At 69.8% G+C, this 1,029-nt stretch carries 1 protein-coding gene; it reads right to left on the bottom strand.

Annotated elements, in window-relative coordinates; genetic code table 11:
* The coding region (locus VXC91_RS46020) for an IS5 family transposase (RefSeq protein WP_329513273.1) at positions 1-1,017 on the bottom strand (1,017 nt) is incomplete at its 3' end.
* Positions 1,018-1,029 lie beyond the last annotated feature (12 nt).

The following is a 1,029-nucleotide window of genomic DNA, read 5'->3' as shown; positions in this document are numbered from 1 at the left end:
ATCCAAGCAGGGATCAGCGCTACGGCGTTCAGTTTCCTGAACGTCTACGGGTGGTGCGGGGCAGGGTGGCAGGCTGGCGCGGGTGCCGGAGTGGTTGAAGAAGTTCCGCCGCGAGCGGCGCCTGTTGGCGCGGGTGCAGCGGGCCGCGTGGCGGCTGGAGCAGGCCGGGGCACTGGAATGGACCCTCAACCCCGCCGTGGGTGACGTGCCCCGGCGGCTTTGCATCAGATGGGCGAATAGACGCTCGACGATCCACCGCTTGGGCAGCACCACGAAGCTCTTCTGGTCGTCACTGCGCTTGACGATCGCCACCACCAGCGCGAAGGCAGCGAGGCAGTGCTCGACGAGGCTGCCGGTGTAGCCGCCATCGGCCCAGACGAGGGCCAGGCGGTGGTGCGCGTCGGCCACCCGCGCCAGCAGGACCTGGGCAGCAGTGCGGTCACCGATATCGGCGCTGGTGACCATCACCCCCAGCAGCAGGCCGAGAGTGTCGACCACGACGTGCCGCTTGCACCCGTTGATCTGCTTGCCGCCGTCGTAGCCGCGGCTGTCGGCGCCGACGACGGCGTCCGCCTTGACGGACTGCGAGTCGATCACCCCCGCTGACGGCTCGGCATCCCGCCCCAGATTCTCGCGCACCCGCGCGCGCAGCTGGTCGTGGAACTCCCTGACCAGCGCATGATCGCGCCAGCGGCGGAAGAACGCGTACACGCGGTCCCACGGCGGAAAGTCCACCGGCATGGCACGCCACTTGATGCCATTGTCGACCAGGTAGCGGATCGCATCGAGTATCGCGCGGTGGCAGTACGCCTCCGGCTGCCCGCCGCGACCGCGCATCCAGCCCGGCACCGGCAGCAGCGGCCGGATGGCCACCCACTCCCCGTCCGTCATGTCCGTCGGGTACCGGCGCTGCCGTTCGGGCTGGTCGGCCGCGTTGCCGTACACGTGTGCGAGGCAATCACACGTTGGGGCGGCCGAGTTGGACTGCCCGGCCATCGACACGGAAGACTGCGGCACAGGGGCCTCCTG

Source organism: Streptomyces chiangmaiensis (genome assembly GCF_036281785.1).
Classification (GTDB): Bacteria; Actinomycetota; Actinomycetes; order Streptomycetales; family Streptomycetaceae; genus Streptomyces; species Streptomyces chiangmaiensis.
The sequence above is the reverse complement of the archived record's forward strand: the minus strand, read 5'-3'. Positions and strand labels throughout refer to the sequence as shown.